This is a genomic window from Bradyrhizobium sp. (assembly GCF_050014615.1).
In the GTDB taxonomy this organism is placed as follows: Bacteria; Pseudomonadota; Alphaproteobacteria; order Rhizobiales; family Xanthobacteraceae; genus Bradyrhizobium.
Genome location: NZ_JBEKCZ010000041.1, coordinates 14,469 through 26,749 on the forward strand (window position 1 = coordinate 14,469; position 12,281 = coordinate 26,749).

The following is a 12,281-nucleotide window of genomic DNA, read 5'->3' on the forward strand; positions in this document are numbered from 1 at the left end:
GGCGCCCGCGTCGCCCAAGTCCGCTAGTAATGCCCGCTAGTAAAGCCCGCCGGTACCGGAGCGCATGATGGTGCGATCGGCGTCCGGCGACACCGTGAGCGAACGGCCGTCGGCATCGGCAACGCCAATGACCGAATAATTATCCGGCGGCGCCGTGCCCGGCTTGAAGGCTTCGAGAATCGTCCGGCCGCCGTCGCCCGGACCGGCGCGCATGCCGCTCTTGGCATCGACCCGGATCAGCTTGATCCCCGCCGGCACCTTGAACGGAATAGCCGGCTTGTCGGCGAGCGCGAGTTTCAGGAAGTCGCGCGCGATCGGCGCGGCCAGATGGCCGCCGGTCGCGGCATTGCCTCGGCCGAGCGGCCGCGGCTTGTCGAAACCCAGATAGATGCCGACCACGATGTCGGGCGAGAAGCCGACGAACCAGGCGTCTTTCGCCTCGTTGGTGGTGCCGGTCTTGCCGGCGATCGGCTTGCCGACTTCCTTCACTGCGATGGCGGTGCCGCCTTGCACCACGCCTTCCAACATCGAGGTGATCTGATAGGCGGTCATGGTATCCAGCACCTGTTCGCGGCGATCGACGAGTTGCGGCTCGGGCTGGTTCTTCCAGCCGCCGGGAGCTTCACAGCCCCGGCATTCGCGGGCGTCGTGCTTGAATATCGTATGACCGTAGCGATCCTGAATACGGTCGATCAGGGTCGGCTTGACGCGACGGCCGCCATTCGCAAACATCGAATAGGCCGTGACCATCCGCATCACGGTGGTTTCGCCGGCGCCGAGCGCATAGGACAGATAGTTCGGCAATTCATCATAGACGCCGAAGCGCCTAGCATACTCGCCGATCAAGGGCATGCCGATGTCCTGCGCCAGACGCACCGTCACCGTATTCAACGACAGGCGTAACGCGTTGCGCAGCGTCGTCGGCCCCTGATACTTGCCGTTCGAGAAATTCTCCGGGCGCCAGACGCCACCGCCCTGCCCCTGGTCGATTTCAATCGGCGCGTCGACCACGACGGTCGACGGCGTATAGCCATTGTCCAGCGCCGACGAATAGACGATCGGCTTGAACGACGAACCCGGCTGCCGGTAGGCCTGGGTCGCGCGGTTGAACTGACTCTGGTCGAATGAGAAGCCGCCGACCATCGCCAGCACGCGACCGGTCCAGGGATCCATCACCACCATCGCGCCGGACACTTCCGGCAGCTGGCGCAAGCGGTACTGGCCTTCGACCGGATTGCCGTCCTTGAATAACGGATCCGCATAGATAACGTCACCCGGCGACAGCACCTGCGACATCGCCGTCGGCGTCCTGCCCTTCGCCGGTCCGGCCGTGGGCTTGGCCCAGCGGATGCCATCGAGCGTGATGATTCCGGTCTGCCGTTCCTTGCTGATGGCACCACCGAGTTCGCGGCCGGGCTGAAAACCGATCCGCGCCGATTGATCGCTGGTCTCCAGCACCACGGCCATCCGCCATGGCGAGATGTCCGACAGCGATTTGACGTCGGCCAGTCTCACGCCCCAGTCGCCGGCGATATCGAGCTTGCTCAGCGCGCCCCGCCAGCCCTGCGCCTCGTCGTAATTGACGATGCCGGCCGCCATGGTCTTGCGCGCCATCACCTGGATCTTCGGATCGAGCGTAGCCCTGACCGACAGGCCACCTTCGTAGAGTTTCTTTTCGCCGTAGCGCTCGAAGATATCGCGGCGAACTTCCTCGGCGAAATATTCACCGGCGAAAATATGCGCCCCGTTGGAGCGGTTGGTGACGGTCAGCGGGTCCTTGCGGGCCTTGTCGGCATCGGCCTGCTTGATCCAGCCATTTTCCAGCAAGCGGTCGACCACATAATTTCGCCGCTCGATCGCCCGGTCGCGGTTGCGCACCGGATGCAGCGCCGCCGGCGCCTTCGGCAGCGCCGCCAGATAGGAGGCTTCCGCAACCGTGAGTTCGTTCACCGATTTGTCGAAATAGACCAGCGAGGCCGCGGCGACACCGTAAGCGCCAAGGCCGAGATAGATTTCATTGAGATAGAGTTCGAGAATCTTGTCCTTGGAATAGGCGCGCTCGATCCGCATCGCCAGCAAGGCTTCCTTGATCTTGCGGGTGAACGACACTTCATTGGTCAGGAGAAAGTTCTTCGCCACCTGCTGGGTGATCGTGGAGGCGCCCTGCGGACGGCGGTTGGAGCCAAAGTTCTGCGCGTAGAGAACCGCGGCACGCGCCATGCCGGAAAAGTCGATACCGCCATGCTCGTAGAAATTCTTGTCCTCGGCCGCGAGGAAGGCGTTGATGACCAGTTTTGGAACCGCCTGGATCGGCAAATACAGGCGGCGCTCCTTGGAATATTCGCCGAGCAGCGCACCATCCGCGGCATGAACGCGCGTCATCACCGGCGGCTCATAATCCTGCAGCTGCGAATAATCCGGCAAGTCCTTGGAAAAATGCCAGATCAGCCCCGCCACGGCGGCGACGCCCACCAGGAACACAACGGTTCCGGCGGCGAACAGGAAACCCAAGAACCGCACCAGCAAGCGCATTATCGAATATCCGTTTCAGCCCGTGCGCCGCAACTTTTGGCGCTTTCCTTAACGCGAATCCTGGCACGGAACGATCGAGCATTCCACGCAGACGCATAACACGCTGGCCACGAGGCAGTTTTGAACGATTCCGAGGACCTCGCGCCAGCTTTTTTATAGTGCAGTCGCTGTGGCCAAACTAGGGCTACCGGCATCGCGGTTCCCTTCAGTTGGCCGGACCGGCGGTTGCGAGACGTTTGGCGAAGAAGGCATCGATGGCATGCGCCACCGACCCAACCGTTCGGGAACGCCAATTCTCCGAGACCAGATGTTCGAGATCTTCCTTGTTCGAGACGTAGCCGAGCTCGATCAGCACCGACGGCACGTCAGGGGCCTTCAGTACCCTGAATCCGGCCGATTTGAGCGGGTGCTTGTGCATCCGCGTGGTCGTCTTCATATCGCCCATCAGGAGGCGCGCGAACCGGTTCGAGAAGGTTCGGGTTTCGCGCTGCGCGAGGTCGATCAGAATGTCGGCGACGTCGGTCGGCTCTTCGGTCAGGTTTACGCCGCCGATGGCGTCCGCCTTGTTTTCGGCCTCGGCCAGCCTTTCCGCCTCGGCGTCGGAAGCGCGGTCCGATAGCGTATAGATCGTGGCGCCCTGGGCATCGCCCTCGCGACGCGGCAGGGCGTCGGCATGGATCGATACGAACAGCGCGGCCGACTGATTGCGCGCGATCCTGACCCGGTCATTGAGCGGGATGAAGGTGTCGTCGGTGCGGGTCATGACGACCCGATATTTGCCGCTCTTCTCGATGCGATCGCGCAACGCCGAGCCGAATTCCAGCACCAGGTTCTTTTCGTATTCATTGCCGGACTGGGTGCCGTTGTCGATGCCGCCATGGCCGGGATCGATCACGATCACGGGACGCAAATCAGCTGGCGTGGCGGGCTTGTCCAGCACTGCCGCGGGCTCCGCCTGCGCCTCGATGGTGGCGACGGCGTCTTTGGTTGCGGCGATCGCGGGCCGCAGCTCGGGCCGGTTGTCGACTGAGAGCGACTGAACGAAGGTGGTGCGGTCCACTTCTTCCAGTTCAAGCACCAGCCGCGGCGGTTGTCCGTTGGCTGCCTCGAGCAGATAGGAATTGGCGATCCTGGCCGGGCCATTCAGATCGAACACGATCCGCGAGCCGCCGGGCATCACCAGACCGTAGCGAAATGCCTTGATCAGCCCGCGCCCGGCAGTGCCGGCACCGGCAGGAAGCTGAAAGCTGACCTGGGGAATATCGAGCACCACGCGGTACGGATCGGCCAGCGGAAAGGCACGAAACGAGATGGTCTGGTCGAGGTCGAGAATGAAGCGGGTCTGTTTGCCGTCACCGGCCAGGCGGACGTCCGAGACCACCGGAATGCCAGACGCCGCGATCGGTTTCGAAGGCTGATCTTCGGTCGCGCGGCCAATGGCGACCGGGGAACACAGCAATGCTGCGGCGCACAATAGCGCGCAGATCAGCAAAACATAATGATTTGCGCGGCTCGCCAACGAATCTATGCCTCCGAGCAGCCCTCTTACCGCAATAGAACCACAGGGTTAACCACTGCTTAAGGCCCCCGCGGCGAATAAGGCCGAGTGTTGCCGGGGGGCGACGCTTCACTTGCACGCGGCGACCAATCCACGTATGTAAAAGGGGCTGACGGCTAAAACTCCCGGTTGTGTCGCGTTCAGCCTCCCGGTGCAGCGCCGGAACCTTCGAACAAATCTGAGGTTCCAGCGTCCTTCCGATCCCTCCACGGCCAGCGCAGCGCGCGGCTGACAAGGAGCGGCGGTTTCGAGCCCGAGCGGCGTCCGGTCCCAGGTTACCATCTTGTTCCAGGGACGGCTTTAGACACGGCATAACCGATTATCGGGCCGCATGGCCCCGATATGCGATGGCCGGCGGGCGCTTTGGCGCCACGCCGGGCTGTCAGCGACCGACAAGGCGGCGCTTTTTGCCGCCAACGTGTTCAGACGGGCCGACGCTTGATGCGCCAGACTGTGTTGCCGACGATGATCCACGGAAGAACCGCGCCGACGCGGAGCGAAAGCTCCGCGCGTCGTTTTACTCCGCCAAGATCCCGTTCGGCTCGGCGCCCCGGGTTGCGTTTTGGCCTTCCCCTCACCCCCGAATCAGGTGGACCGTCGCGTCACCCGGCCGCGCCATACGCGCGCACCGACATACGCGCCCGCCGCCGTCAAGAGTCCCAAAATGCCCAACAAAATGTTGATCGATGCCACCCACCCGGAAGAGACCCGGGTCGTCGTGGTCCGCGGCAATCGCGTCGAAGAGTTTGATTTCGAGACCGCTCAGCGCAAACAACTGCGCGGCAATATCTATCTCGCCAAAGTCACGCGCGTAGAGCCATCGCTGCAAGCCGCCTTCATCGAGTATGGCGGCAACCGTCACGGCTTTCTCGCCTTCAGCGAAATCCATCCGGACTATTATCAAATTCCGGTCGCCGATCGCCAGGCCCTGATCGAGGCGGACGAGCGCGCCCATCGCGAGGCCGAGGAAGAAACCGAAAATCGCTCCAACAACCGCCGCCGCCCGCGTCACCGCAACTCGCGCCGCCGCGGCAATGGCGAACGCGTCCAGAGCGAGATCGTCGAGAACGCCAGCACCGATCCGTCGCAGGCCGCTCAGCCCTTTGAACATGCTGATGGTTCGCACCCCGACGACAGCCACGGCCACGACGCCGGCCATCACCACGCCGATGCCGAGCATCATGACCACGAACATCATGACCATGAAGATCATGAGCATTCACACGATCATGAGCATGAACACGCTGATGGAGAGCACGTTCACGCGAGCGAAACGCCTGCCGTTGAATCCTCGCCCGATATGCCGGTGTCGATGGCGATCGAGGCATCGGCCGCGGTAGCGCCAGAAGCGCACGAAGAACATGCGCATGACGAGCACTTCCACGAGGAGGACGCGCGCGAAAACGCCGCCCATGCCGACGACGCGCCGCACGCCGAGCACGGCGACGGTGAGCACGCCAGTGAAGCCCACGCCGTTCCATCCCACGACGAACATGCCGCCGCGTCGCATGGCGACGAGCATCACGACGATGACGATGAAGGCGATGAAGCCGAGGAAGAAGTCGTTGAATCCGTCGGCGGCGACGATGTCATGGAAGAAGTGCCCGAGCGCGCCTTCCGCCCGCGCCGGCAATACAAGATCCAGGAGGTCATCAAGCGCCGCCAGGTCATGCTGGTGCAGGTGGTCAAGGAAGAGCGCGGCAACAAGGGCGCCGCGCTGACGACCTATTTGTCGCTGGCCGGCCGTTATGCCGTCCTGATGCCGAACACCGCGCGCGGCGGCGGCATCAGCCGCAAGATCACCTCGGCGCAGGATCGCTCACGGCTGAAGGAAGTGGTGCAGGATCTCGACGTGCCCGAGGGCATGGGGATCATTCTGCGCACCGCGGGCGCCTCGCGCACCAAGCCCGAAATCAAGCGCGACTTCGAATATCTGATCCGGATGTGGGAAACCGTGCGCGACATGACCCTGAAGTCGCAGGCACCGACCCTCGTCTACGAGGAAGGCTCGCTGATCAAGCGGTCGTTGCGCGATCTCTACAACAAGGAAATCGACGAAATCCAGGTTGCCGGCGAAGCCGGCTATCAGGAAGCCCGCGATTTCATGAAGATGCTGATGCCCTCGAACGTGCGTGCGGTCCGGCAATATCGCGACGGCCAGCCGCTGTTCTCGCGGATGGGCGTCGAGAGCCAGCTCGATGCGATGTTCTCGCCGACCGTGCAATTGCGCTCCGGCGGCTACATCGTGATCAACCAGACCGAAGCGCTGGTTTCGATCGACGTCAATTCCGGTCGCTCGACCCGCGAACATCACATCGAGGATACCGCGCTCAAGACCAACCTCGAAGCCGCCGAGGAAGTCGCACGCCAGCTGCGCCTGCGCGACCTCGCGGGCCTCATCGTCATCGACTTCATCGACATGGACGAGAAGCGCAACAACCGCTCGGTGGAACGCAAGCTCAGCGACTGCCTGCGGCAGGACCGCGCGCGCATCCAGGTCGGGCGCATTTCGCATTTCGGTCTGCTCGAAATGTCGCGCCAGCGCATCCGCGCCAGCGTGCTGGAGAGTTCGACCGAGCCCTGCCCGCAATGCGGTGGCAGCGGGCACGTGCGCTCGGTATCGTCGGTGGCGTTGCAGTTGCTGCGCGGCCTTGAGGAAATATTGATGAAGGGCGCGACCCACAATCTCGTGGTGCGCACCCGGACCGATGTTGCGCTCTACGTACTCAACCACAAGCGCGGCCATCTGCGCGATCTCGAAAACAGTTTCAAGGTCACGCTTGCCGTGATCGCCGATCCGACCGTGAGCGGCCAGCAGTCGTTCATCATCGATCGCGGTGAACAGGTGCACACGCTGGAGGCCGCCAAGGCGCTGCTGGCAGCGCAGGTCGCCGCGTTCCCGCCGCACGTCGAGGAAGCGTTCGACGAGGACGAACCGTTCGACATCGAAGCCGAAGCGGAAGTCGAAACCGACGAGACCGAAGGCCTGGTCGGCGATTCGTCCGTCAGCGAGGCAAGGGACGGCGAACCCGATGCGGATGGCCACAAGCGCAAGCGGCGGCGGCGGCGACGCGGCCGTTCCGGCGAGGCTCGCGAAGGTGGCGGGCGTGATGAGAACGTGGTGCGGGACGACAATGCTATGGCGCCGATCGCGCCTGACGCGGGTGCGATCGCAGGCACCGATGAAGCCGAATCCGACGAGGACGAATCCGAGGAGCAGCCCGGCGTTGTTCGCGCCGATCAGGCCGCAGGCGGCGAGCGGCGGCCCCGCCGCCGCGGACGCCGTGGCGGACGCCGCCGGCGCGGCGGACCGGAGGACGGTCTCGCCGGATCGATTGCCGACGAACTCGGGCCAACCTCGGCTCCGGAAGCGACCAGCGCGGTTGCCGATTTCGATGGCTATTCCGCCCCGGAACCCTCTGTGCCGGTGATCCAGCCCGAATCCATTGCACCGACCCCCGAACCACAACCGGCCGATCATGGTCACGGGGAGGCCCGCGCCTCCACCCAGGAAGAGACCGCTCAGGAAGCCGAGCGCGCCGCGCGGCGGCGTTCGACGGTACGCGAAAAAGTCAGCTTCCTGGTCAATGCCCAGCCCGAGGCCACCTCGCCCGTCACGCACAGCCCGCCCGGACCATCGGCGCCCCCTGCCCCGGCGGAGCCCGCTTCCGAGGACACCCAGCCCCGCCGCGCGGGATGGTGGTCACGGCGCTTCGGTAACGGCGAATAGATCATCAGGATTCGTGAAACGAAAAACCGCCCGGCAAAACCGGGCGGTTTTTATTTGTGGGAATAGCAAAAGCCATTTCGGACGAAAGCTCGCAGCAAACCTGATGCGGCCCGGCTACCGGTTCGAGGCAAAAAACGTGGCAAACCAAAACAATTCGGTTCCAATCCGATCAGAACCGATCTCGCTTTAGATTAGCCCGTCGTCACCGCCGTCTCCAGATCCGACGGATCGATGGTCTTGTTGAGATTGGCGTGCAGCCGCTCGTGATCGAGTTCGCCTTCCCACCACGACACAAACACCGTGGCAATGCCATTGCCGGTGATGTTGGTGAGCGCACGGACCTCGCTCATGAACTTGTCCACCGAGAACACGATCGCCATGCCCGGTACCAGCGCCGGATTGACCACCGAGAGCGTCGCCGCCAGCGTGATGAACCCCGCGCCGGTGACGCCGCTGGCGCCCTTCGAGGTCAGCATCGCGACCACCAGAATGGTCAATTGCTGGCCGAAAGTCAGGTCGACGCCAAGCGCCTGGGCGATGAACAGCGTCGCCAGCGTCATATAGATATTGGTGCCGTCGAGGTTGAACGAATAGCCGGTGGGCACCACCAGCCCGACCACCGATTTTGAACAACCGAGCCGCTCCAGCTTCTCCATCAATTGCGGCAGCGCGCTTTCGGACGAACTGGTGCCGAGCACGATCAGCAATTCATCCTTGATATAGCCGATGAACTTGAAAATATTGAAACCGATCAGGCGCGCGATCAGGCCGAGCACGAGGATCACGAACAGCCCCGCCGTCGCATAGAACAGCGCGATCAGTCCAATCAGATTGCCGAGCGCGGCCGGCCCGAATTTCCCGATAGTATAGGCCATCGCGCCGAAGGCGCCGACCGGCGCGGCCTTCATGACAATGGCGATCACGCCGAATACCGCGTGGGACGTGTCATCGACGAGGTCGCGCAGCCGGTGGCCGCGTTCGCCGAGCGCCATCAGCGCAAAGCCGAACAGAATAGCGAACAACAGAACCTGCAGGATGTCGCCGCGCGCCAGCGCGCCGACCACGCTGTCGGGAATGATGTTGAGGACGAAATCGACCGACTTCTGCGATTCCGCCTGCTTGACGTAAGTCGCGACCGCCGCGGCGTCGGGCTTCGCCGCCAGCCCGTGGCCGACTTGAATGAGGTTGCCCATCAGCAGGCCGAGGATCAGCGCGAAGGATGAGACGATTTCAAAATAGACCAGCGCCTTGACGCCGACGCGGCCGACCTTGCGGGCATCCTGAATGTGCGAAATGCCCGAAACCACCGTGCAAAAGATGATCGGCGCGATCACCATCTTGATCAGCTTGATGAAGCCGTCGCCGAGCGCCTTGATCCAGTCATTGGTGGCCAGTTCCGGCAATTTCCAGCCCACGACCACGCCGAGCAGTATGGCGATCAACACCTGAACATAAAGGATCTTGTACCAGGGTTTAGCGGCGCGGGCCGGCGCCTCGGTTGCGATCGTTGCCGCCATCAGTCTCACTCCCCAACCTTAACTATCGGTCCGTCGCGTTTGGCGCGGGCCGCCCTGTTTCCGGATACAGCCAAAAGCAATTGGATCAACGAAGTCAATGGCACCGGCGCATTTTACGGCGTTTGGAGCCAGCGCGTCGGATCGAATCTGCGACTGATGGCCTCATCCAAGCCATTGCGCGATGCGCGCGACCGCTTCGCGCATTTCGTCGGCCGAACGCGCATAGGAGAACCGGATGAACTGGCGGCCGTGAACCGGATCGAAGTCGATGCCGGGGGTTGCGGCGACGCGCGCCTGTTCCAGCATCTCGCCGGCGAATTTGAAACTGTCGGAGGTGAATTCCGAAACGTCGGCGTAAAGGTAAAATGCGCCGTCGGCCGGCAGGAATTTGGTGAGGCCGGCCCGCGGCAGGCCCTCGATCAGAATGCGGCGGTTCTCCAGATAGCCGCGCTTGACCTCTTCCATCTCCGGGCGGCCTTCGAACGCCGCCTCGGCGGCAATCTGCGACAGCGTCGGTACCGAGATGGCGAGATTTTGCTGCAACCGCTCGATCGGACGCACCAGAGGTTCCGGCGCCACCATCCAGCCGACCCGCCAGCCGGTCATGCAGAAGTATTTCGAGAACGAGTTGATGACGAGCGCATGGGGCGAAAGCTCCGCCGCGGTCACCGCCGGAAACGCATAATCGAGGCCGTGATAGATCTCGTCAGAAATGAAACGGATACCCGCGCTTTCCGCCGCCGCAATCAGGCTGGTGAGGGCTTCGCGGGACATCATGGTACCGGTGGGATTGGCCGGACTTCCGACCAGCACCCCCTTCAGCGGTGTCTTGCGATGGACCGACAGCAAGGTTTCACCGGTCAGGGCATGCCGGGTTTCGCTCGAGGTCTCGATCAGCACCGGCTCACAGCCCAGCGCGGTGAGAATATGGCGATAGGGCGGGTAACCGGGCACGGTGACCGCAACCCGGTCGCCGGGCTCGAACATGGCCAGAAAGCCCAGGATGAACGCGCCCGAAGAGCCCGTGGTGACCACAATGCGCTCGGCATCGACATCACAGCCGTAAGCCTCGCGGTAGTGGCGGGCGATGCGCCCGCGCAACGAGGGGGTTCCCAGCGCGGAAGTATAGTCGATCCGCCCGCCATCGAGCGCGGCATGCGCGGCCATGATCGCCGCTTTCGGCGCCGAAGCCGCCGGTTGTCCCACTTCCATGTGAATGACATGGCCGCCGGCCGCTTCGATGCGCGCCGCGGCCGCCATCACATCCATCACCATGAACGGCGGAACGTCGCTTCGCCCCGATGCCGCCAGCAGGCCTTTTGCACGGTCTCTCAGTGTCGCTTCAGGCATCGATATCTGCTATTTGAGCTGGCGCCCCAGACTAGCCGCATTCGGCGGTTTGTTAGGGCATATCGCGTATCCGCCCCGCCGCCAATCATTAAAGACTGCTCGATGCTGCTCCGCCTAGCGTTACGCAAGAAAACCTGGAAGCTCACCGCCGTCACCGCCGCGATCGCGCTTGCGCTTGCGCCGATATCGGCGCTGGCGGAGGAAAAGGAAAAGGGCCCGCCGATACTGCGCGACACCGAGACCGAGCAATTGCTGCGCGACTACTCGCGACCGATCCTGCGGGCCGCCGGCCTCGAGAAGCAGAACATCCAGGTGACCATCATCAATGAGAGCGTTTTTAACGCCTTCGTCGCCGACGGCCACCGCATTTTCGTGAACTACGGCGCATTGATGCAGTCGGAGACCCCGAACCAGATCATCGGGGTGCTGGCGCACGAAACCGGCCATCTGGCCGGCGGCCATCTCGCCAAGCTTCACGAGCAACTGGAGCGGGCACAGACGCAGGCGGTCATCGCGATGCTGCTGGGGGCCGGCGCGCTCGCGGCGGGCGCCAAGAGCGGTAACGGCAATAACGGTCTGGCCGATGCCGGCGCGGCCGCCATTGTCGGGCCGCAGGAAATGATCCGCCGCAGCCTGCTCTCCTATGTGCGCGGACAGGAAGAAAACGCCGACCGCGCCGGCGTGAAGTTTTTGACCGCAACCGGCCAGTCCGCGAAGGGCATGTACGACACCTTCAAGCGGTTCACCAATGACAGCCTGTTCGCCGCGCATGGGGCCGATCCTTACGTCCAGTCGCATCCGATGCCGGCCGAGCGCGTTGCCGCGCTGGAGGAAATGGCGCGAACCAGTCCCTATTGGGACAAGAAGGACGATCCGGCCCTGCAAATGCGCCACGACATGATGCGCGCCAAGATCTCGGCCTTCATGGAGCGGCAGGACACCGTCTATCGGCGCTATCCGATATCGAATACCGGCATGCCGGCGCGCTATGCGCACGCGATCACAACCTATCTGCACGGCGATTTGCACAATGCGCTCACCCAGATCGACGGGCTGATCGCGGCGCAGCCCAACAACCCCTATTTTTATGAATTGCGCGGCCAGGCGCTGCTGGAAGGCGGCAGGCCCGCGGAGGCGATTGCGCCCCTGCGCAAGGCGGTGCAACTCTCGAATAACGCGCCGCTCATCGAGATGTTACTTGGGCAGGCGCTGGTGGCGTCCGATAATAAGGCCTACGCTGAGGAAGCGATCGGGATTCTGCGTGCCGCGGTGGCGCGCGAGACCGAGGCGCCGCTTGGCTATTTGCAGCTTGCAATGGCCTACAGCCGAAAGGGAGATTTGGCGGAGGCCGATCTGGCATCGGCACAGGCGGCCTATCTTCGCGGCGACAACAAGACCGCGCGCGATCTCGCCTCCCGCGCCAAAACCCGTTTCGCCGTCGGCACGCCCGGATGGGTCAAGGCCGACGACATCATCACCGCCAAGCCGCCACCAAAGAGCAAGTAAAAATAAGCCGAGTTGAGCTAAGCCGAATCGAACCAAGCCATGAGAAATAAACTGACCTGACCTAGCAAGGTTTCCGAAAGCCGCTTTT

At 63.2% G+C, this 12,281-nt stretch carries 6 protein-coding genes; 2 read left to right on the forward strand and 4 right to left on the reverse strand.

Features of this window, described 5'->3' with window-relative positions; translation table 11 throughout:
- Positions 1-36 precede the first annotated feature (36 nt).
- Complete coding sequence (locus ABR948_RS09300; RefSeq protein WP_428116226.1) at positions 37-2,532, reverse strand: penicillin-binding protein 1A; 2,496 nt, start codon at positions 2,530-2,532, stop codon at positions 37-39.
- Between the two features lie 205 nt (positions 2,533-2,737).
- Positions 2,738-3,934, reverse strand: a complete 1,197-nt coding sequence (locus ABR948_RS09305) for an N-acetylmuramoyl-L-alanine amidase (protein ID WP_428116302.1) — start codon at positions 3,932-3,934, stop codon at positions 2,738-2,740.
- 820 nt (positions 3,935-4,754) lie between these two features.
- Between ABR948_RS09305 and ABR948_RS09310 the strand changes: the two genes are divergently transcribed.
- Complete coding sequence (locus tag ABR948_RS09310; RefSeq protein WP_428116229.1) at positions 4,755-7,820, forward strand: Rne/Rng family ribonuclease; 3,066 nt, start codon at positions 4,755-4,757, stop codon at positions 7,818-7,820.
- A 191-nt stretch (positions 7,821-8,011) separates the two neighbouring features.
- Here the strand turns inward: ABR948_RS09310 and dctA are convergent, their stop codons facing one another.
- Both dctA and ABR948_RS09320 read right to left on the reverse strand, forming a co-directional pair.
- Positions 8,012-9,337: a C4-dicarboxylate transporter DctA gene (gene dctA, locus ABR948_RS09315; RefSeq protein ID WP_428116231.1), complete on the reverse strand. Its 1,326-nt coding sequence runs from the start codon at positions 9,335-9,337 to the stop codon at positions 8,012-8,014.
- Between the two features lie 162 nt (positions 9,338-9,499).
- Positions 9,500-10,687 carry a pyridoxal phosphate-dependent aminotransferase gene (locus ABR948_RS09320; protein WP_428116234.1) on the reverse strand — a complete coding sequence of 396 codons (1,188 nt, stop codon included), beginning with the start codon at positions 10,685-10,687 and terminating at the stop codon, positions 9,500-9,502.
- A gap of 102 nt (positions 10,688-10,789) precedes the next feature.
- Between ABR948_RS09320 and ABR948_RS09325 the strand changes: the two genes are divergently transcribed.
- Positions 10,790-12,193, forward strand: coding sequence for a M48 family metalloprotease (locus ABR948_RS09325; protein WP_428116237.1), 1,404 nt, complete (start codon positions 10,790-10,792; stop codon positions 12,191-12,193).
- The last annotated feature ends 88 nt before the right edge of the window (positions 12,194-12,281 follow it).

Excerpts from the sequence above, each read along its gene's own strand:
- ABR948_RS09325 (WP_428116237.1), top strand. The coding sequence starts at position 10,790 with ATGCTGCTCCGCCTAGCGTTACGCAAGAAAACCTGGAAGCTCACCGCC.
- dctA (WP_428116231.1), bottom strand. The coding sequence starts at position 9,337 with ATGGCGGCAACGATCGCAACCGAGGCGCCGGCCCGCGCCGCTAAACCC.
- ABR948_RS09310 (WP_428116229.1), top strand. The coding sequence starts at position 4,755 with ATGCCCAACAAAATGTTGATCGATGCCACCCACCCGGAAGAGACCCGG.
- ABR948_RS09320 (WP_428116234.1), bottom strand. The coding sequence starts at position 10,687 with ATGCCTGAAGCGACACTGAGAGACCGTGCAAAAGGCCTGCTGGCGGCA.
- ABR948_RS09300 (WP_428116226.1), bottom strand. The coding sequence starts at position 2,532 with ATGCGCTTGCTGGTGCGGTTCTTGGGTTTCCTGTTCGCCGCCGGAACC.